Origin of the sequence: Bifidobacterium choerinum (assembly GCF_000741135.1) — a bacterium.
GTDB lineage: Bacteria > Actinomycetota > Actinomycetes > Actinomycetales > Bifidobacteriaceae > Bifidobacterium > Bifidobacterium choerinum.
Window position 1 is genome coordinate 39,309 of record NZ_JGYU01000005.1, and the last position, 20,820, is coordinate 60,128.

Here is a 20,820-nt window from a genome sequence, read left to right on the forward strand (position 1 = left end):
GCCCATAAGGCAGTGCGTCCTTATGGGCGGCATCGCCTACAGGCGGCGCAACGTCACCGGATGCACACCATCGCATCACTACGGGATGCACATCACTACGGGAGACGGTGTCGCCACCGGTAGCGACACCGCTATCGATGACGCATCCATCATCATCGATTGCGCATCGTTACGGGTAGCATGCTGTAGCGGAACACAAAAGCAGGCGTACGGGTAGCGCGTCGCAGTCGGCACATCGGCTACCGGTAGCGGACCTGCAACAGACCTTAGGAGGTCAGGATGGCAGATAATCGCAGCGTGCTCGTCGTGGGACTCGGCCGTTTCGGCAGCGCGGTCGCCACGACGCTCGACGAGATGGGACAGGATGTGCTCGCCGTCGACAAGGACGCCGAGCTCGTCAACCGCTGGTCCGCGCAGATCCCCACCGTCCAGGCGGACATGACCGACGTCCTCGCGCTCGAACAGATCAACGCCTCCGATTTCGACATCGCCGTCGTGGCGATCGGCGACAGCGTCGAAGCCTCCGTCATCACCGCCGGCAACCTGCTCGACGCCGGCATCTCCGACATCTGGGCGAAATCGGTGTCCAAGGAGCACGCACGCATCCTGCAGCGCATCGGCGCACGCCACATCATCAACGCGGAGACCGACGCCGGCAAACGCGTCGGCCATCTCGTCTCCGGCAACTATCTCGACTACATCGAGCTCGAAGGCGCATACAACGTCGTCAAGATCCACACGCCGTCGCAGTTCGTCGGCTACACGATCGGCGACGCGAAGATCCACGACCGCTACGGCATCACGATCGTCGGCGTCAAATCCCCCGGCCACGAGTTCCAGTACGCGTCCAACGACCTCGAGCTGCGCCGCAACGATGAACTCATCATCATGGGCAAGCAGGACCAGATCGACCACTTTATCCGGGGCTGATCCGTTACAGGCGGCAATCCGCCCGCGCACGTCGAACAGGCCGCGCCATCGCTGCCGTACCTTAAGACTTACGGGAAGCGTCATCGCTTACGGGCAGTGCCTCCTCTTACCGGCGGCACTGCCCGTTCTGGTATGCGCCCCGCCTTTCTTACGGGATGCGCTCCGCCCGGTCATAGGTGGCACGCCCATTACGGGCAGTGCGATCGTTACGGGCAGTGCGATCGTTACGGGCGGCACGGCGTCATCCTGACTGTCGCGCCCATCACTGCTTACGGTTCGTGCCTTGCTTACAGGTCGCATGACGCGGACGGCATCTGCGTCTTTGCCTTCTTACAGGTCGCACCGTCTACGGACGGATGTCGTTCCGACGTCGCGTCGCATCGCATCGTTCCGCTCAGTCTCGCCTACGGGTAGCGGCATTGCGGAAACGAACACGGAAGGCATCCGCCGTCGGAAGATGGAGCCGGGCTTTCGCAACAGATGCCGCCCGTAAGGAGAACAGCTCGGTCGACACGACGACAGAGCTGCCCGTAAGAGAATGGTTGTGCAGTAACCCGTAAGTTAGGTGCGGCTACAAGCCAGACACGGCTACCCATAGGCATGGCACGGGCAGCTGCCCGTAAGCACAGTTAGCCACCCGTATACGATGCCGCCTGTAAGCGTCGGAAGCGCGAGAGCGCCGAAAAGGTACGAAGGCGACGGAGCGCAGGATCACAGAGTCACGGCGCGCGTCTTGACGGCGCTTCAGTCCGTCCGCGCGTAGAGCAGATATTCGATGTTGCCGTGGGTGCCTTCGATCGGCGACGGGGCGGTCGCCACGACGTGCATCCCGTAGGCGCGGGCACATTCGACGACGTGGTCGAGGGCGGCGCGGCGCTTCGCCGGATCGGTGACGATGCCGTGCTTGCCGAGCCCTGCGCGTCCCACTTCGAACTGCGGCTTGACGAGCAGCACGACCTGCGCGCCGGGTGCCGCGATACGGGCCACTACCGGTAGGACATAGGTCAGCGAGATGAAGGAGACGTCGGAGACAATCATCTGCGGACGGTACGGCAGATCGTCGGCTTCGACGTTGCGGATGTTGACGCCGCTCATCTCGATGACGCGCGCGTCGTCGGCGATCCTCGAATCGAGCTGCCCGTGGCCGACGTCAAGCGCGATCACATGGCGCGCTCCCCCGCGCAGCAGCACGTCGCAGAAGCCGCCCGTCGACGCGCCGATGTCGAGGCAGTCAAGCCCCCGCGGCCCCGTCAGTCCGTCGGCGGCGAAGACGTCGAAGGCGCCGAGCAGCTTGTAGGCGCCGCGCGAGACATAGTCGTCGGCATCGCGCACCTCGATGCGCGCGTCATCGCCGACCTTCATCGACGCCTTGCCCGCCCGCACGCCGTCGACGTACACATGGCCGTCGTCGACAAGGCGCCGCGCCTTCGCGCGCGACGGCGCCAACGCGCGCGCCGTCATCGCGACGTCGAGCCGTTCGTCCGCGCCCACGTCACGCTCCGGCGAAGGAGAACGCGGGCAGTGCGACGCCGTCCAGATCGACGCCGGCGTCGCGCAGGCTCCATCCGAGCATGCAGGCCGCACGCAGCGCGTCGACGCTCGCTGTGTCGTCGACGACGATCGCGTCGTCGACGAACCATGCCTTCGCGTCGCGGCAGCGGAACACATCGCCGCGCACGCCGGCGCCGGCCGCGCCGCCGTGTTCGCGCGTCACGGCGGGCTGCGCCTCATTGAGTCCGCGCAGGTCGAGCGCCACATAGGTCGGCCGCAGCTCCTTCGGCGCGCGGATGAGCAGGTCCGGATCGGTGACGCCGGTGAGCACGAGCAGCGAATCGTAGCCGCCTCGGTTGCCGGCCTCGATGTCCGTGTCGAGCCGGTCGCCGATCGCGAGGCTGTCGCCGACCGAGACCATGTCCTCGTCGTCGTGCGCGGCGAGCATGCGCGCCTCGTCGTACATCGCCGGTTCCGGCTTGCCCGCCGAGGCGACGGGCTCCACGCCGGTCGCGTTGACGACGGCCTGGATCATCGATCCACAGCCGGGCGCGACGCCATGCTCACGGGGAATCGTCAGGTCGCGGTTCGTCACGAAATACTGCGCGCCGCGTTCGACGGCGAACGACGCCTCGGCGAGCTGCTGCCACGTCATCTGCGGATACCAGCCCTGCACGACGGCGGTCGGCGCGCGGCCGGCGCCGTCCACGCCGTCGTCGACGATGCGCAGTCCCGCCTTGCGCACCTCGTCGCGCAGATGGTCGGCGCCGACGACGAACACGTCCACGCCGTCGTCGACGTGGCGCGCGACCATGCGCGCGGCCACGACGGACGACGTGATCACCTGCCATGCGGCCACGTCGAGCCCGAAGCCGCGCAGCTGTTCGGCGACCGTCTCCTGCATGCGCGACGAATTGTTCGTCGTGTACTCGATCGTCATGCCGTGGCCTTCGGCGTCGCGGATGGCGTCGGAGGCGTGCGCGACCGGCTGCTTGCCGTAGTAGACGACGCCGTCGAGGTCGAGCAGCGCGAGACGGTAGCGCCGTGACAGCGGCGTGTTCGTTGGTTTCAGCACGCCGCGCTCACTCCGTTTCGCTCTTGAGCTGCTCTTCGTAGTCGCCGACCTCGGCGTTCTCCTCGTCCGCGTCGTCAGCGGCGTCGGTCAGGTCGGGATCGCCCATCACGCCTTCCTCGTCGCGGCGCGTGTTGCGGTCCTCCATCTCGGCGGGTTCGATGTCCATCTCGGCGCCGGCGCGCTGCTCCTCCTCGGGGATGCGCGTCTCGTCGTCCATGTTGACCCCGTCCTCGTCGTCGAGCGGCGCGTACTGCGCGTCGTCGGGCGTCACGCCGAGCTTCGCCTGCAGGTCCTCCGGAAGGTCCTCGACGTCGTAGTCGACGACGAAGTCGTCGCTCGTCTCGTCCTCGTCGGCGTCGGCGTAACGCGCCTCGAGATCGTCGATGAGCTCGTCGAGCGCGACTGCCTCGTCGTCGCGTCCGGCCTTGGACAGGAAGTACTGCTCGGCCTGCGCGGCGCGCATGCGGTATTCGCCGGCGAGTCCCTTGGCGTGCACGAGCTTGGAGACGACCTCGATCGCCTGGTCGACCATGCCCATGTCGTTGAGCGCGCCCGCGTAGACGAGGAACATCTCCGCCTTCGCCTCGCCGGTGAGCCGCTTGGCGTTGTCGGAAAGCGCGATCTCGATCGCCTTCTTCGGCTTGTCGAGTCCGCGTTCGCAGTCGGCCATGAACGGCAGGTAGTCGAGGTAGCCGTTCATGCGGAACGCCGTCTGGAACTCGCGCAGCGCGAGCTTGTAGTCGCCCTGACGGTAGGCGACCATCGCGAGCGTCTCACGGGCGATGTCGACGCGCGACGCCTGCTTGGCGGCCCACTTGGCGTGCGCGAGCGCCGCCTGCGGGTCGTCGGCCTCGAGCGTGTACGCGGCGAGGATGTGCAGGCCGATGTTCTCGGCATGCTCCTTCGACAGGCCGCGCAGACGTTCGCGCTCGTCCTTGCTCAGCATGTTCCATTCGAGGCCCTTCGGCATGACCGGCTCGCCCGGACGGCGGTCGGTGTACGGGTTCTGCGATGGGAAGCTGACGGTGCCGTCCGAGTTCTTGCGCGAATGCGCCATGTATTCGGCGCGCTTGCGGTCGTGGGGCGCCTGGCGCTCGGCGGCGTCGTGACGCTGGCCGCGGCGGTCGTCGCGGCGGTCGTCATGGCGGAAATTGCGGCGGTCGTCGCCGCCACGGAAATTGCGGCGCTGGCCGTTGCCGTCACGACGGAAATCACGACGATCGTCGTCACCACGGCGGAAGTCACGACGCTGACCGCCGTTGCCGCCGTTGCGGTTGCTGCGATGGAAGTCACGGCGGTCGTCGTCACGACGGAAGCCGCGACGCTGGCCGTCGCCGTCACGACGGAGATCACGACGATCGTCGTCACCACGGCGGAAGTCACGACGCTGACCGCCGTTGCCGCCACGATGGAAGTCGCGGCGCTGTCCGCCGCGCTCGTCGTCGCGTCCACGGAAACGATTGCCGGAACGCTGACCGCCGTTGCCGCCGTTGCCGTTGCGGTGGAAGCGACGCTGTCCGTCGCCGTCACGACGGAACTCGCCGCCGCCCTCGCCGTCACGGCGGAAGTCGTTGTTCCTGCCGCCGCCGTTGCCGTTGCGGTGGAAGTTGCGTCCGCCGCCGTTGCGGTTGCCGCGATGGAAGTCCGAGCCGCCGCGCGAACGGAAGCCGCCGCCGGAGCCGTGACGATGGCCGCCGTTGCCCGATCCGTAGCGGCGGTTGCCGCCTTGGGAATGATGCTGTGATCCGCGTTCGTCTGCCATGTTCGTACCTTTTCAATCGAGAGGCGGGCATGTCGCCCGCCTCGTCCGTCATTGTCTTCCAGTGTAGCCAATCAGCGGTCCGGATCCGCCGTTTCGGCTGTCGGTGTGCAAAAAATCAGCCGAGTTCGACGACGCCGAGCGCCTTCTTGCCGCGGCGCAGGATCGCGAAGCGTCCCTGCAGGAAGTCGTCGCCGCCGAGCAGCTGCTCCTCGTCCTCGACGCGCGCGTTGTTGAGGTACACGCCGCCGGACTTGATCGTCTTACGCGCCTCGGAGATCGACTTGAACAGGCCGGCCCTGACGCCGGCCTCGCTGACGCGGTCGCCGGCAGCGGCCTTCGCGAAGGCCTTGGCGCCGTCCTCGTCCTCGACCTTGAGTCCTTCGAGCGCGGCTTCGAGGATGTCCTCGCCGATCTCGGCCACGTCGCCGCCGCGGCCGAACAGCGCGGTGGACGCCTCGATCGCCTGACGCGTCGCATCCTCGCCGTGCACGAGGCTCGTGACCTCCCATGCGAGCGCGCGCTGCGCCTCGCGGGCGCCCGGGTTCGTCTCGGTGGCTTCGAGCAGCTCCTCGATGCGCGCCTTCGGCAGGAACGTGAACGCCTTGAGCAGGCGCTCCATCTCGGCGTCCGGACGGTTGACCCAGAACTGGTAGAACTTGTACGGGCTGAGCATCGAGCCGTCGAGCCACACGGCGTTGCCTTCGGACTTGCCGAACTTCTTGCCGGTCGCGTCGGTGATGATCGGGCTGGCCATGACGTTGACGTTGACACCGCGCACCTTGTGGATGAGGTCGAGGCCGGAGGTGAGGTTGCCCCACTGGTCGGAGCCGCCGAGCTCGAGGACGCAGTTGAAGTGGTCGTACAGATGCAGGAAGTCGTTGCCCTGCAGCACCTGATAGCTGAATTCGGTGAAGGAGATGCCCTCCTCCGAGTTGAGGCGGCGGGCGACGATGTCCTTCGACAGCATCGTGCCGACGCGGAAGTTCTTGCCGACGTCGCGCAGGAAGTCGAGCACGTTCATCGTCGCGGTCCAGTCGTAGTTGGACACGAAGGTCACCGGGTTGTCGCCCTCCTGCACGAGGATGTCGCCGATCTGGATGCGCAGGCGCTCGCACCACTGCTCGACGACGTCCTTCGGGTTGAGGATGCGCTCGCCGGACTGGCGCGGGTCGCCGATGAGGCCGGTGGCGCCGCCGACGAGGGCGATCGGATGATGGCCGGCCTCCTGCAGGTGGCGCATGATGATGAGCTGCACGAGATTGCCGATGTGCAGCGACGGCGCCGTCGGATCGAAGCCGCAGTAATAGTAGATGGGCTCCCCGTTCAATGTCTCGGCGAGTCGATCCCTGTCGGTGGATTGCGAGATCAACCCGCGCCATTGCAATTCATCGAGCACGGAGTCGAATCCGGCTTCCTTGAAATCGATGACGTGAGCCATGCCAAACATCTCCTTGTGAAGTTTTCGAAGGTGCTCCCCGCCGTCCGGTCGGCGCGGAGCAAACACTGCCAGTGTGTCACACCTCGCCGACACTGCGCCGACGGCGTCACGGCCGCATCCACTCGCCTGTCGACTCCCCGAGATGCACCATGCCGCCCCGCGCGAGACCGCTCTCCCTCAGTGCCTTCCCTACCGGCTGCACCCCCGATTCCCTACCGGTGGCACCATCGATTCACCGTCAACACTTATGGGTAGCACCTCTTACGGGCGGCATCGTCGATTCCCGACAGATTCCTTACGGGCGGCATCATCGGATTCCTATCGGCAGCGCCCCCGATTGCCCATCGACGGCGTCATCGATGGGCAAATCCTTACGGGCAGCATCATGTACCCCCTACCGGCGACGTCGCTGACGCTTACGGGCGGCATCCGCACGTTTACGCCGCAACAGCCGCGACATCCACGATGCGAGCGTCTCTTGGATGGCGCTCGCCGTATCGGCGACGTTCACAATGACCCCCTCAAGATGTTTCGGCGGTATCGGCGTCAGAGGAAACATATGCGTGCGGATGCTGTTCGCGACGACGTCGTCGATCTCGAAATCGGTGCGCGCGTTGCGTTCGGCGGCGTACGGGTGGCGGAATCCGTGCAGCCGATGGCTGCCGTCGTCGTAGTCGTGCCAATCGTACAGGAAGTAGTCGTGCAGCAGTGCCGCCCGTACGAGCGCGCGCAGGTTCACATGGTTCCACAGTCGCAGCCGATCGGCGATCGCCACGCTCAGTCGCGCCACCTCCAGCGAATGCTCGTACGTCGTGACGTCGCCGTGCTGCAGACTTCGTTTTTCGATCTCCATGTGCTCGTGGTCCAGAATGTCCTGCCCGTAGTGATGCACGATGGCGTCGATGCGTTCCCGACTCAGCATGCGCTCCCCCTTCATTCATCCGACCATGATGCGGCCATCCGCAATCGGTGCCGTTCTCTTACGGGATGCATCCCGTAAGAGAACGCCTCCCTAGACAGTGCGTCCCGTAAGCGCATGCGGACGCAGACGATATTGTTCACGGACGCCGCTGCCCGTAAGCGATGGCCGTGCTCAATCCCCGGGCGATACGTAGACGGCGCCGTGCTCCGAACGTTGCCGCCCGTAGACGATTGCGGGACGATATATGCGCGGCACACGCGGCAGTCGACGGCGATGTCGACGGCCGTGTGCGCCGCGCGAACGCATGGACGCACCGCCGGAGGTCTCCGTGCGGCGCGCCCATGCGTCAGGCGGACGTCACTGTTTCTTCGCGAGGGAGCCGGCCGCCTTGTAGGCGATGCCGTCGCTCTTGGCCTGGAACATGCCGTGCAGGCGCTCGATCTGCGACTTCGCCGACATGATCTGTTCACGCACGCGCGTCGGCGCCGTGCCGCCCTTGCCGGCGCGCGCGGAGACGGAACCCTCCGTCGACAGCACCTCGCGCACCTTCACCGCCTGCTCCGGCGCCACGAAACCGCGGAAGATCTCGATGAAATCGTCGTCGGACAGGTCCCACAGCTCCTCGCCGCGGCTTTCGGCCAGCTTGACGCATGCGCCGGAGAGTTCGTGCGCATGGCGGAACGGCACGCCGTTCTTCACGAGCCACTCGGCGATGTCGGTCGCGAGCGCGAAGCCGGTCGGCGCCTCCTGTTCGAGACGCTCCGCATTGAAGCGCATCGTGCGCACCATGCCGGTGAACGCGGGCAGCAGCACCTCGAGCGTGTCGGTCTGGTCGAACACCGCCTCCTTGTCCTCCTGCAGGTCGCGCGCGTACGCGGTGGGCAGGCCCTTGAGCGTCGCGAGCAGGCCGGTGAGGTCGCCGATGAGACGGCCGGCCTTGCCGCGCGCGAGCTCGGCGATGTCCGGGTTCTTCTTCTGCGGCATGATCGACGAGCCGGTGGAGTACGCGTCGTCGAGCGTGACGAAGCCGAACTCCTGCGTGTTCCAGATGATGATCTCCTCCGACAGTCTGGAGATGTCGACGCCGATCATCGCGGCGACGAACGAATATTCGGCGACGAGATCGCGGCTCGACGTGCCGTCGATCGAGTTCTCGGTGACCTTCGTGAAGCCGAGTTCGCGCGCGACGACCGTCGGTTCCAGGCCGAGCGTGTTGCCGGCGAGCGCGCCGGAGCCGTAGGGGCTCGCGTCGACGCGGCTGTCCCAGTCGATGAAGCGTTCGACGTCGCGCAGCAGCGGCCACACGTGCGCCATGAGCTGATGTGCGAGCAGCACCGGCTGCGCGTGCTGCATGTGCGTGCGCCCCGGCATGACGGTGCGGCCCGCCGCCTTCGCCTGCTCGCACAGCGCGTCGGCGAGCGCGAGCACCTGCTTGGCGACGATGCGTGCGTGGCGGCGCAGCCACATGCGGATGAGCGTCGCGATCTGGTCGTTGCGCGAACGTCCGGCGCGCAGCTTGCCGCCGAGTTCGTCGCCGGCGATGTCGATGAGTCCGCGCTCGAGCGCCGTCGCCTCGTCCTCATCGTCCTCGATCGGCGCGAACTCGCCGCTGTCGACGCGGCGCTGCAATTCGTCGAGCGCGTTCTCCATGCGCTGCAGCTCGTCGGGAGTGAGCAGGCCCGCACGGCCGAGCGCACGCGCGTGGGCGCGCGAGCCGGCGATGTCGTCGTCGGCGAGTCGCCAGTCGAACTGCGTGGACTTGCTCAGCAGCGCGAGCTCGGGCGACGGGCCGGAGGAGAAACGGCCTCCCCACAACGCGAGATGCTCCCCCGACGGCTGTTGCTGCGCGGTCGGCGAGGTCTCGATGTCGGTCGTTCCGACGATGCGTTCGTCACTCATGATGTCTCCATGTCTCCTTCGTCGCCATGCCGACGACGTGATATGCAGTGGCGCGCGACGTCAGGCGCACCTGTGTTTTCTTCCTGCCGGTGTTCATCCTACCGGTGTTCGTCGAAATCCGCCGCCGTTTTCCACGTCCGCCGGCCGCCGAAGGTCGTCACGGCCCGTTACGGGACGTACGTCCTGCGTCATCTATCGTCATCTATTACGGGATGATATTACGGGATGTACGCGCCGCATCGTTACGGTGTGGTCGCTACGGGATGCATCCCCCACATCGTTATCGTTACGGGACGCATTCTCTCTCTGTCCTTAGTCCTTACGGGATGCGGCGAGCGGTTCGAACGGCTCGCCGAGCGTCCTGCGCACCCTCCGTGTCCTTACGGGATGCATGCTCCCGGTTGCCGTTCGTCCCGCCATCGTTCGTCGTTACGGGTCGCATGCACCCGCGACGGCGAATCCGTTACGGGAGGCGACGTCGCCTACGGGAGGCGAACGCGGCGGAAAAACGAGGAGGACGCGCAGCGCGCGGCTGCCGCCCTCCCCATGATCGGAACGTTCATCGATCGGAACGTTCATGCGCGATACGAGTCAACGTCACTCGACGTCGTTGTCCGGGACCTCGATGCCGTTGCCGAACTTGACATCGCGCGCGGCGGCGACCTTCGTCGGCAGGCCGTAAATCTCGATGAAGCCGTTCGACGCGTTCTGGTCGAAGGTATCGCCGGAATCGTAGGTCGCGAGGTTGTAGTCGTAAAGCGATTCCGCGGAGCGACGTCCGACGACGACGGCGCGGCCGCCGTGCATGACCATGCGGATCTCGCCGGAAACGTACTGCTGCGTGTCGTTGATGAACGCGTTGAGAGACTTGACCGCCGGCGAGAACCACTGCGCGTCGTAGACGAGCTCGGCCCAGCGCTTGTCGATGTCGCGCTTGATGCGGTGCTGCTCGCGCTCGAGGCACATGTTCTCGAGTTCCTGATGCGCGGTGATGAGCGCGATCGCGCCCGGCGCCTCATACAGCTCACGCGACTTGATGCCGACGAGACGGTCCTCGATGAGATCGACGCGGCCGATGCCCTGGGCTCCGGCGCGGCGGTTCATCTCCTCGATCGCCTGCAGCGGGGTGACGTCGCGGCCGTCGATCCTGACCGGCATGCCCTGCTTGAACTCGATGACGACCTCGTCCTCGACCGGCGGGAAGTCGGGATCGTCGGTGTAGGAATAGCAGTCCTTCGTCGGCGCGTTCCACGGATCCTCGAGGAAGCCGGTCTCGATGGCTCGACCCCACACGTTCTGGTCGATCGAGAACGGGCTCTTCTCGGTCTGCACGATCGGCAGCTTGTGGTCGTTTGCGTAGGCGATCTCGACGTCACGCGTCAGCGAAAGGTCGCGGATCGGGCTGATGGCCTTGAGCTCGGGGTCGATCGACTGGATCGAGACCTCGAAGCGGACCTGGTCGTTGCCCTTGCCGGTGCAGCCGTGCGCGATCGTGTCGGCGCCGAACTGGTGGGCGGCACGCACGAGGTGCTTCGTGATGAGCGGACGCGAGATCGCGGAGACGAGCGGGTACACGCCCTCGTACATCGCGTTCGCCTTGAGCGCCTGCATGCAGTATTCGTTCGCGAATTCGTCGCGGGCGTCCACGACGTAGGCCTCGACGGCGCCGCATGCGAGTGCGCGTTCCTTGATCGTCTCGAGGCTCTCGCCGCCCTGACCAACGTCGAGGGAGACGGCGACGACGTCCTTGCCCGTGCGGTCCTTGAGGTACGGGATGGCGACCGAGGTGTCGAGACCACCGGAATACGCCAGCACAATGCGATTCTGTTCGCTCATGGGTTGACCTTTCTGTTCAGATATTCATGAGTATATACAGTCCTCTGTATAAATATTCATTCCGTGTCCATGACCGCAACCTCCCCAATCACCTGCGTGCGGCATTTGCTTACGGGACGCATCGCTTACGAGCGGCCACTGCGGAACGCTTACGGGATGCATCGGCGAGCGTTTACGGGCCGCATCGCAGATCGTCTATCGGCAGCACCGCCGATCATCTACCGGTAGCACACGCATCTATCGACGTCACAATCAATCCCCCACTGGCGCCGTCGCCCGCCTGCCGACAGCACCGTCATCCGTCGTCCCGCCATCGATCTCCTACCGGCGGCAACTGCCTCCGCTACCGGTAGCGTCAACGTTCGTCGTCGAGCAACGGCATCCGCCACCGATAACGACGGCATCCGCTTACCGGCGGCGCCGACGGATCGGCCATCCGCCGTCCGCGACGATTGCTTCCCATAAGCGACATGTACGACATGTGATGCACAGCGCACGTCATGCACAGCGCACGTCGTACGCCGCATGCCGCTTACGGGATGCGGCGTACGACGCGTTCTGCATGGCGCATCAAATACTCGACTGCCGGCTGCCGATTATCGGCAGCCGGCAGTCAGGCGGGCATTGCACAGCCACTCCCCGTAAGGGTTCGCGACGACGGGTCGCGCTCAGCTCTGCGTGGAGGCGACCTCGAGCAGCCATGCGGAGCGACGCTCGGCCATCGCATCGTCCACGCAGATGACGAGCACGGTGTCGTCGCCGGCGATCGTGCCGAGGACGCCGCCTATCGGATGCTTGTCGATGACGCTCGCGACGTACTGCGCGGCGCCCGACGACGTGTGCACGACGATGAGGTTGCGGGCGCAGGCCACCGACGTCACGAGTCCGGACAGGATGCGCGTCATCTGCTGCTGCGAGCGTTCGTCGCCGTCGAAGCCGGCGGCAGGAATCGGCTGGTCGTCGATCGTGTACGCCACCTTGCCGTCCGGAAGCCGCGTCTTCGTCGCGTTCATCTCGTCGAGGTCACGGCTGAGCGTCGCCTGCGTCACCTCGATCCCCTGGTCCGCGAGGATCTCGGAGAGCTGCGACTGCGACGTGACCACATGGTCGGCGAGCGCCTGCTCGATCGCGTTGAGGCGTGCGGCGCGACTGGCCGGACGCTGCAGCGGAGTCGTCGAATCGGTCATCAGGAGAGCAGGCTTTCGTCGCCGCGCTGCTTGCCGATGAGCCATGTCAGCAGCGCCTTCTGCGCGTGCAGACGATTCTCGGCCTCGTCCCAGACCACCGACTGCGGACCGTCGATGACGGCGGAGGTCACCTCCTTGCCGCGGTAGGCGGGCAGGCAGTGCTGGAAGAGCGCGTCCGGCTTGGCGAGCGCCATGAGCTCCTCGTTGACCTGATACTGCCAGAAGGGCTTCGAACGCACGTCGTACTGGCTCTCCTCACCCATCGACACCCACGTGTCGGTGAAGACGCAGTCCGCGTCGCGCACCGCCTCCTGCGGATCGGTGGTCACGAGGATGCTACCGCCGGTAGTGGCGGCGATCGCCTCGGCGTCCTGCACGATGGCGTCGTCGGGCAGGAAGCCGTTGGGCCCCGCCACCCGTACATGCATGCCGGCGACGGCTCCGGCGAGCAGGTAGGAGTTGGCCATGTTGTTCGCCGCGTCGCCGAGGTAGGCGATCGTCATGCCTTCGAGCGCGTCCACGCCGCCCTTGAACTGCGCGATCGTCAGGAAGTCGGCGAGCACCTGGCACGGATGGAATTCGTCGGTGAGGGCATTGACGACCGGCACCGTCGCGACGCGCGCCATCTCCTCGATGCGCGACTGCTCGAAGGTGCGCCACACGAGCGCGTACGCCATGCGCGTGAGCACTTCGGTGGTGTCACGGATCGGTTCACCGCGACCGAGCTGGGATCCCGACTTGTCGATGACGAGGGGGTAGCCGCCGAGTTCGGCGACGCCGATCGAGAAGCTGGAACGCGTGCGCGTGCTCGGCTTGTCGAACAGCACGGCGACGCCCTGCGGCCCCTCGAACGGGCGGTGGTAGAACCTGTTCTCGCGGAACTTCATACCGAGTTCGAGGATCTGCTTCTGCTCGTCATGGTTGACGTCGTCGTCGCGCAGCATGTGACGGAGCTGTCCCATGATGGCCTCCTTCTTGTTTCCCTGATGTTGGTTGTTGCGATTGTTTGCTTGCTTGTTGCGGCACGTATGCGCGGTGTCCTTTTGCCTCGTGCGGTCACGCCGCTTACGGGCGGCGGGCGGCGCCGCTTATCGGCAGTGCCGCCCGCAGCAGCGGCACTGCCCGTAGGCGATGCCGCCCGTAAGTGCGCGGATCAGTCGTCGGGCAGATCGTCGGGCAGCTGGGAGAGGATCACCACCGCCTCGTTCACCTCCTGCTCGCTGACAACGAGCGGCGGCGCCAGACGCAGGACGTTCGGCGCGCAGGCGTTGACGATGAGGCCATGTTCGAGCGCCCAGTCCACGGCGGCGTGCGCGCACGGACGCTTCAGCACGATCGCGTTGAGCAGGCCGCGTCCGCGCACCTGCTCGAACAACGGGTTGTCGGTGGCACGCAGGTCGGTGCGCAGCTGCTCGCCGCGCGCCTCCGCGCACTGCACGAGCCCCTCGTCCTCGATCACGCCGATCGTCGCGAGCGCGGCGGCCGCGCCCAACGGGTTGCCGGCGAAGGTCGAACCGTGGGTTCCCGGCGAGAACAGCGAGGACAGCTCCTCGCCGAAGCTGATCATGCCGCCCATCGGGAAACCTCCGGCGACGCCCTTCGCGAAGGTGACGATGTTCGGCGTGACGCCTCCGAGGTCCTCGCGCTGGAACGCGAACCACGATCCGGTGCGTCCCATGCCGGTCTGCACCTCGTCGATGATCAGCAGCGCGCGGCGCTCGTCGCACAGCGCGCGCACGCCGCGCACATAATCGGCGTCGAGCGGCAGCACGCCGGCTTCGCCCTGCACGAGCTCCATGATGACCGCGGCCACCGGCCCCTTGTCGGCGGCGTCGAAGGCGGCCTTCATCGCGTCGATGTCGTTGGCGTCGACGAATTCGATGTTCGGCACGAGCGGCTCGAAGGGCACGCGGATCGCGGGCTTCCAGGTCGCGGAGAGCGCGCCCATCGTGCGTCCGTGGAAGCCGTGCGTCAGCGCGATGATGCGGTACGGCTTGTCCGTGCCGAGCTCGTCGCGCAGCCGCGCCCCGTAGAGCTTGGCCATTTTGAGGGCCGCCTCGTTGCCTTCGGCGCCTGAGTTGCCGAAGTAGACGTGCGATCCCTTCGGGGCTCCGGCGAGCTCGATGAGCTTCTCCGCGAGCCTGATCTGCGGACGCGTCGCGAAGTAGTTGCTCACGTGCGCGGCCTGCGCGGCCTGCGCGGCGACGGCCTCGATCCACTTCGGGTGCGCGTAGCCGATCGAATTGACGGCGATGCCGGCGAGGAAGTCGAGGTATTCGTTGCCGTCGACGTCCCAGACGTGCACGCCCTGCCCATGGTCGAGGACGCGCAGCGGCGTGCCGAAGACGTGCATGTGCACGTCGTTATATTCGTCGAGCAGCCGCCTGTCCTCGGTCAATGCGCCGCTTGTCGCGCCATCGGTAGCGGATGCCGCGTTCGTGTCATGCTCGGTTGTCATATGAGTTCCTCATTTCCAGTCCCTCGCCGGGTTCGACCATCGTGCCGATCCCTGCGCTTGTGAATACCTCGTTGAGTATCGAATGCGGCTTGCGGCCGTCGATGATGTGCGCCTGCTGCACGCCGCCGTCGATGGCGCGGATGCACGCCTCCATCTTCGGTCGCATGCCGCTTTCGAGCTGCGGCAGCATGTCGCGCAGGTCCTCGACGCCGATGCGGCCGATGAGCGAGTCGCGGTCCGGCCAGTCGGCGTACAGGCCGTCGACGTCGGTGAGGATGATGAGCTTATGCGCGCCCAGCGCGGTCGCGAGTGCGGCGGCCGCCGAGTCGGCGTTCACGTTGAGCACCTCCGTCGCGTCCTCCTCGTTCGGCGCGACCGACGACACGACCGGTATGCGTCCCGAATGGATGAGGTCGATGACGGCGGACGCGTCGACGCCGATGACGTCGCCGACCAGACCGATGTCGGTGGGCTTGCCGTCGATGATCGGCATGCGCTGCGTCGCCGAGAAGAGCGCGCCGTCCTCGCCGGACAGTCCCACCGCGTACGGGCCGTGGGCGTTGATGAGGCCAACGAGTTCGCGCGACACCTTGCCGGTGAGCACCATGCGCACGACGTCCATCGCCTCGGGCGTCGTGACGCGCAGGCCGCCCTTGAACTCCGAATGGATGCCGAGCGCCTTGAGCATCTGCGAGATCTGCGGGCCGCCTCCGTGCACGATTACGGGATGCAGGCCCACCTGACGCAGGAACACCATGTCGTCGGCGAAGCAGCTCTTGAGATGGTCGTCGACCATCGCGTTGCCGCCGTATTTGATGACGACCGTCTTCCCGTAGAACTCCTCCAGCCACGGCAGCGCCTCGATGAGCACCTCCGCCTTCTGGTCCGGACGCAGGTCCGTGTGCACGTCCAGATGGAAGCCTGGACCTTTCAGTTGTTTCGTCATGATTCCTTATCGTTCTCCTGTTCTCGCGCCGTTGCGCCTGCACCGCCGGCGGCCCATACGGCCACGATAGTCGCCGTCCGCCCCCTGTCGCTTACGGGTGGCATGCGACATGCGGGCGGTTGCGGCGTTCCCGTTTACGGGTGGCATGCCGCCGAGGGTGCGCCGCGGAATCGGCCGTCCGCCTCCCGTAACGGCATGGCGAACGGTGCCGCCCGTAGCTGGCGGGGAGATCCGCGGCGCCATGGCGCATGCCGCCCGTAACGACGGATGGCCTTCCGCGATGGTCGCCGCGGACCGCCGCCCGTAGGGAGTCGCATCCCGTAAGGGTGGTGCCGCATCCCGTGGCGCGTGGCGCGCACCGCCGGATGCGACGGTCAGCTTTCGTAGTCGGCGTTGATGTGCACGTATTCGTGGGTGAGGTCGTCGGTCCACACGGTGGCGTGGGCGCCGCCGACGTTGAGCCCGATGACGATGTCGACCTCGCGCGGGGTCATGTCGACCTCGCTGCGGTCACAACCGGGCTTGCCGCCGTCGCACACGCGCACCCCGTTGACGTCGACGGTCACCTGGTCGGGATCGTAGGGGGCGACGTCCACGGGCACCGTGCCCAGCGAGCTGACGATGCGTCCCCAGTTCGGGTCGTTGCCGCTGATCGCGCATTTGAGCAGGTTCGACGCGGCCACGGCGCGAGCGCACGCGAGCGCGGCGTCCTCGTCGGTGGCGCCGTCCACGGTGATCTTGATGTCGTGGCTCGCGCCTTCGCCGTCGCCGATGATCTGTCGGGCGAGCGCGGAGCAGCAGTCGGCGACGATCGCGTCGAACTCGTCGGCGTCGGGCGTGATGCCGGAGGCGCCGGACGCCAGCAGCAGCACGGTGTCGTTCGTGGACATGCAGCCGTCCACGTCGATGCGGTTGAACGACGTGTCGGCGGCGGCGTCGAGCGCACTCCGCAGCTGTTCGGGCGTGACGACGGCGTCGGTCGTGATCACGCACAGCATCGTCGCCAGCTGCGGCGCGATCATGCCCGATCCCTTGACCATGCCGCCGATGCGGAACCCGTTCGAGCCCAGACGCGTCACGGTCTTCGGCTTCGTGTCCGTCGTCATGATCGCATGGGACGCGTCCTCGCCGGCCTGGACGGTGTCGTCGAGCGCGGCGTATGCGGCCTCGGCGCCGGCGAGCACCTTGCTTAGCGGCAGCAGCTCGCCGATGAGTCCGGTGGAGCACACCGCCACGTCGTCCGCGTCGCAGCCGAGCAGCTCGCCGACCTTGTGCGCGGTCTTCGAGGACTGTTCGTAGCCTTCGACGCCGGTGCAGGCGTTGGCGCCGCCCGAATTGAGGATGACGGCGTCGACGCGGCCGTCCTTGACCACCTGACGCGACCACTGCACCGGCGCCGCGCAGAACCGGTTCGTCGTGAAGACGCCGGCGGCGGCCTTGAGCGGTCCATCGTTCACGACGAGCGCGAGGTCCTTCTTCCCCTCCACCGACGAGATGCCGGCGACGACGCCGGCGGCCGTGAATCCTTGTGCGAACGTTACGCTCATGGTGCCACTCCGATCTTGCTGAGTCCTGTTTCTTCGTTGAGTCCGAACGCGAGGTTGAGCGACTGCACCGCCTGCCCCGCCGTTCCCCGGTTGAGGTTGTCGATCGCCGCGAAGGCGTGCAGCGTCCGGCTTCGTCGGTCGACCGCCACCTGTATGTGCGCGGCGTTCGAGCCGAGCACGTTCTGCGTCGCCGGCATCACGCCTTCGGGTAGCACGAACACGAACGGCTGCCTCTCATAGGCCTTCGTCCATACGGCGCGGATGGCGTCGTCGTCCATGTCGAGCGCCTTGTCGGTGAGCTTCGCGCTCACCGAGGCGAGGATGCCGCGCGACATCGGCACGAGCATCGGCGTGAACGCGAGCGTGAATTCGTTCGCGGCCTCGGCGCCAAGGCCGGCCGCGTGCGCGAAGTTCTGCAGGATCTCGGGGATGTGGCGGTGCGTGCCTCCGACCGAGTACGGCGTCGCCGAGTTGAGCGCCTCCGATGCGAGCAGATTCGTACGCTTGAGGCTTTTGCCCGCCCCCGAATAGCCGACGGCCAGATCGGCGACGATCGTGTGCGGCACGACGAGGTTCTCCGCGATCGCCGGCTGCATCGCGAGCGTCGTGGCCGTGACGTTGCAGCCGGGTCCGGCGATCCGCCGCGTCCCCGTTCTTACGGGCCGCACGTCGTCCGACGTCTGCGTCCCGCTTACGGGCTGCACGCCCGTCGCCGCGGCACCGCTGATGACGTCGCGCTGCCTCAGGTACTGCCCGTTGGAGTCCTTGCCCAGAATGAGCTCGGGCATGCCGTAGGTCCAGTGCTCGTAGAACACGCCGCCGTAGTAGTCGTCCCATGCCTGCTGCATCTCCAGGCGATGGTCGGCGCCCAGGTCGACGACGGTCGCCGATTCGTCGAGCTGCGCGGCGAGCGCGCCCGATGCGCCGTGCGGCAGTGCTAGGATGATGACGTCGTGGCCGTTGAGCGCGTCGGCCGTCGTGTCGACGATGGTCAGGTCGGCCAGCTGCGGGATGTGCGGCTGGTAGACGCCGAGCTTCTCGCCGACCGACGAATGGCCGGCGACGGTCGTCACTTCGAAATTCGGATGGGCCGCGAGAATGCGCAACGCCTCCCCACCCGCGTAACCGGTCGCGCCCGCGACCGCGACGGTGTACTTCGTCATTCCCGATGCCTTCTTTCCCGACCCCGCCGGGGCCGTGCCGTCAGTGTTCTCCGTTGGTCGCCGACCATCCGCCACATGCCGCGCGCCGCATGTTCCTTACGGGCGGCACCCGCCGTCCGTCGTCCACATGCGCCAGTCTCTTACTGGCGGCACCGCGTATGTCCATATGCATATGCGCCCGCGGCGCACGCCCGCATGGAGCGTATACGAGCGACGGACATCCGTTACGGGCGGCGCCCGCCGCTTTCCGCATCCGGCATCATGCTTCATGTGTCGCCGCTGCGGGCGACGTCCCATCGTTACGGGCGGCACGACGTCCACGGACATCCGCACATACGCCGCCGGTAGCGGCAGTAGTCGGTGATCGATGCGACCAACTTTTTGGTTATGCGAACGACGATACTCTTTATGCAGTACATTGCATAATTATGCATTCATAATCGCACGGGCGAAGACATGGCATCGCTCACATTGCCCCACGCTCGCGAGCATGACCACCCATAAGACGACGCTGCCCATAAGACGACGCTGCCCATAAGACGACGCCGCCTGTAAACACAGACGTCCACCACCCGTAAGGCGACATCAGGCGGATTCGGCTGGCCGCCGCCCGTAAGACCGCCCACACCCATAGATGCGCACGACCGCCAGTAAGGCATTCAGCCGACCGTCGACCGCCCATACGCAACGGACGACCAAAGAACCGAACGAACCGACTCTTCCGCACGTCCGTCCCTTCTCCACGCTCCACGTCCGCAACGCATATCTTCTGCGTGCTCTGATAGCCGGAGTTCCTACCAACTGCTCCGCACGCGCATCCTCCCTGATTTTCCGCATCCCATAGATCTACGCCACACGATCCCAAGCGGCCGCCGACATGCGCAGCGCATGGTCGGCGATCGCCTCAAGCGGGATCACGTCGTCGGTCGGATATCGCACGCCGGTGCGTTCCTCGAGCGCGTCCGCGACACGTCTGGCCATCCATGCGCGCGCGTCCGGCGTCGCCATGTCGACGCGCGTCACCTGCACATACAGCCAGCCGGAACATTCGATCTTCGCACGGCGTATGCGATCCTGCTCCAGCTGTCTGAGATGGTGCGCGCCGTCGTATTCGCAGACGACGCCGGCCTCGACGAACACCAGATCGCCGCGCACGACGGAACCGTCGTACAGCATGATCGACAGGTTGACGGACGGTTCCGGCAGTCCGCGTTTCTTCAGCTCCAGTGATAGGCGCGCCTCCTGCGGCGACTCCATGTTCCCCCGGAGCAGGGCGATGGCGCGACGTGCCTTCTTCACACCGCGCGGAGCGCGCTTGCGGCCGAGGACGTGCGATTTGCCGAGCTTCTCCATCTGTGTGACGAACGCGTCGAAATCCCCGATCGTGACCCGATCGTGCACGGCGCTGCGCATGAGCAGGCAGTCGCCGAGCGTCACGAGTTCCTCCAACGATAGGAATCGGGCAATCATGAACCACGCGCATACGACGTCCACGCAGCGCACGCCTGGCATCGGCTCCACGATCCGCAGCGGGATGTTCATATGGTAGAAGCGCGCGCCCTGCAATCGACTGCGCGTATTGCGACGCGTCGCGAGCACGCACAGGTCGTCGCTGCCGACCGTGTCCCCGTATCGGGGCAGCGTGCACGGCAACGGCACCCCCTGCAGCCGCAGCGCGGTGAAGCCGCCGAACAGCAGGTCGCGGCTGAGTCGCGACCGCGCCTCGAGGCATCGCGCGATCTCATGCGCCTGCAGCTCCATGAGCTGCAGGCGCATCGGCAGCAGGTTCGGCGGGCTTCCCTCGCGGAGCCTGCGTTCGTATCCGTCCTCATGCCCGGCCGGATCGTACTCCGGCCCATACGTCTGCGTTTCCATGTATCGACGGTACGGACGCGGCGCGCGCCGTGTCCACTCGGATGGGGGTATGTGACCGGATGGGTGTGTCGACGGCGTGTCGACGGAATTTCCACGGCGTGTCGCTGTGGATAACTCCTCCGGGCTTCGTCTTCCCCTGTTCGCCTTCCGTGATATCCGCATCCCCGCCGTGGAAAGGCACCGCCCGACACGCATATGAGGCGTGACCGGTCCCGATACGTTTGCGACTTTGATACGCCGATGACCCCGACGTGCCGACGACGAGCACGCCGTCCACCGCACGCTCTCGCC

General features: G+C 66.3%; 14 protein-coding genes and 1 pseudogene. 1 reads left to right on the plus strand and 14 read right to left on the minus strand.

Annotated features, from left to right (window positions below):
• The first annotated feature begins 279 nt into the window (after positions 1–279).
• Positions 280–930 carry a potassium channel family protein gene (locus BCHO_RS04420; RefSeq protein WP_024540880.1) on the plus strand — a complete coding sequence of 217 codons (651 nt, stop codon included), beginning with the start codon at positions 280–282 and terminating at the stop codon, positions 928–930.
• Between the two features lie 744 nt (positions 931–1,674).
• Here the strand turns inward: BCHO_RS04420 and BCHO_RS04425 are convergent.
• The 14 genes and pseudogenes from BCHO_RS04425 to BCHO_RS08795 all read right to left on the minus strand — a co-directional run bounded on the left by BCHO_RS04425 (position 1,675) and on the right by BCHO_RS08795 (position 20,529).
• Complete coding sequence (locus tag BCHO_RS04425) at positions 1,675–2,421, minus strand: TlyA family RNA methyltransferase (RefSeq protein ID WP_024540879.1); 747 nt, start codon at positions 2,419–2,421, stop codon at positions 1,675–1,677.
• A gap of 1 nt (position 2,422) precedes the next feature.
• A complete protein-coding gene (locus tag BCHO_RS04430) occupies positions 2,423–3,496 on the minus strand; it encodes an HAD-IIA family hydrolase (RefSeq protein ID WP_024540878.1) in 1,074 nt (357 codons plus the stop codon).
• 7 nt (positions 3,497–3,503) lie between these two features.
• Positions 3,504–5,258: a tetratricopeptide repeat protein gene (locus tag BCHO_RS09700; RefSeq protein ID WP_024540877.1), complete on the minus strand. Its 1,755-nt coding sequence runs from the start codon at positions 5,256–5,258 to the stop codon at positions 3,504–3,506.
• A 115-nt stretch (positions 5,259–5,373) separates the two neighbouring features.
• Positions 5,374–6,696 (minus strand): tyrosine--tRNA ligase, encoded by a 1,323-nt coding sequence (tyrS, locus tag BCHO_RS04440; protein ID WP_024540876.1) that lies wholly within the window; start codon positions 6,694–6,696, stop codon positions 5,374–5,376.
• Between the two features lie 394 nt (positions 6,697–7,090).
• Positions 7,091–7,633: an HD domain-containing protein gene (locus BCHO_RS04445; RefSeq protein ID WP_232513765.1), complete on the minus strand. Its 543-nt coding sequence runs from the start codon at positions 7,631–7,633 to the stop codon at positions 7,091–7,093.
• Between the two features lie 342 nt (positions 7,634–7,975).
• Positions 7,976–9,517, minus strand: a complete 1,542-nt coding sequence (argH, locus tag BCHO_RS04450) for an argininosuccinate lyase (protein ID WP_024540874.1) — start codon at positions 9,515–9,517, stop codon at positions 7,976–7,978.
• A gap of 597 nt (positions 9,518–10,114) precedes the next feature.
• The gene (locus tag BCHO_RS04455; RefSeq protein ID WP_024540873.1) at positions 10,115–11,353 is read right to left on the minus strand and encodes an argininosuccinate synthase; all 1,239 of its coding nucleotides are present in this window, start codon (positions 11,351–11,353) and stop codon (positions 10,115–10,117) included.
• A 668-nt stretch (positions 11,354–12,021) separates the two neighbouring features.
• Positions 12,022–12,540 carry an arginine repressor gene (locus tag BCHO_RS04460; RefSeq protein ID WP_024540872.1) on the minus strand — a complete coding sequence of 173 codons (519 nt, stop codon included), beginning with the start codon at positions 12,538–12,540 and terminating at the stop codon, positions 12,022–12,024.
• Complete coding sequence (gene argF, locus BCHO_RS04465; RefSeq protein ID WP_024540871.1) at positions 12,540–13,505, minus strand: ornithine carbamoyltransferase; 966 nt, start codon at positions 13,503–13,505, stop codon at positions 12,540–12,542. The genes BCHO_RS04460 and argF overlap by 1 nt, the downstream gene beginning before the upstream one ends.
• A 188-nt stretch (positions 13,506–13,693) precedes the next feature.
• The gene (locus BCHO_RS04470) at positions 13,694–14,998 is read right to left on the minus strand and encodes an acetylornithine transaminase (protein WP_081707941.1); all 1,305 of its coding nucleotides are present in this window, start codon (positions 14,996–14,998) and stop codon (positions 13,694–13,696) included.
• On the minus strand, positions 14,982–15,944 hold the full coding sequence (gene argB, locus BCHO_RS04475; RefSeq protein ID WP_024540869.1) for an acetylglutamate kinase: 963 nt from the start codon (positions 15,942–15,944) through the stop codon (positions 14,982–14,984). Before argB ends, BCHO_RS04470 begins: the two co-directional genes overlap by 17 nt.
• A 374-nt stretch (positions 15,945–16,318) precedes the next feature.
• Positions 16,319–17,491, minus strand: a complete 1,173-nt coding sequence (gene argJ / locus BCHO_RS04480) for a bifunctional glutamate N-acetyltransferase/amino-acid acetyltransferase ArgJ (protein ID WP_024540868.1) — start codon at positions 17,489–17,491, stop codon at positions 16,319–16,321.
• A pseudogene (locus tag BCHO_RS04485) lies at positions 17,488–18,654 on the minus strand (N-acetyl-gamma-glutamyl-phosphate reductase); the annotation flags it as partial. The gene argJ and the pseudogene BCHO_RS04485, both read right to left, overlap by 4 nt.
• 846 nt (positions 18,655–19,500) lie before the next feature.
• Positions 19,501–20,529: a hypothetical protein gene (locus BCHO_RS08795; protein ID WP_024540866.1), complete on the minus strand. Its 1,029-nt coding sequence runs from the start codon at positions 20,527–20,529 to the stop codon at positions 19,501–19,503.
• Positions 20,530–20,820: the final 291 nt, after the last annotated feature.